The sequence below is a fragment of the Kocuria rosea genome (assembly GCF_023715525.1).
Lineage (GTDB): Bacteria > Actinomycetota > Actinomycetes > Actinomycetales > Micrococcaceae > Kocuria > Kocuria rosea_A.
Window position 1 is genome coordinate 1 of sequence record NZ_JAMBOG010000065.1, and the last position, 428, is coordinate 428.

A 428-nucleotide genomic window follows, 5' to 3' on the forward strand; every position below is an offset into this window, starting at 1 on the left:
GTAGTAGCCCGCCTGGTTAACGACGATCTGCTGCACGGTTTCGAACGGGTTGAAGTTAAACTCCTGCGGCACCAGGCCAAGCTGGCGCTTGGCATTGACGACGTCTTTCTCCAGATCGTAGCCAAAGACATTGACCTGACCAGAGGTTTTGTTCACCAGCGAGCTGATGATGCCGATGGTCGTGGATTTTCCGGCCCCGTTCGGGCCCAGCAGGGCATAAAAATCCCCCGCTTCGACCTGCAGGTCGATCCCCCGCAGCGCCTGAACCCCGCCGGGATAGGTTTTTTTGAGCTGTTTTAATTCCAGAGCAATGGTCATTAAATATCTCTTCTCGTGTGTCGTGACACGTCATTAACCCGCCTGACTCACGTTTGCGCTGGACCGGCGCTGACGCCGCCAACGCATCTGCAGCCTGAAGTATCACGGGT

General features: G+C 56.1%; 1 protein-coding gene. It reads right to left on the minus strand.

Going from position 1 to position 428, the window contains the following annotated elements; translation table 11 throughout:
- A partial coding sequence (locus tag M3185_RS16980) for an ATP-binding cassette domain-containing protein (RefSeq protein ID WP_251334847.1) occupies nt 1-318 on the minus strand: 318 nt, incomplete at its 3' end.
- Nucleotides 319-428: the final 110 nt, after the last annotated feature.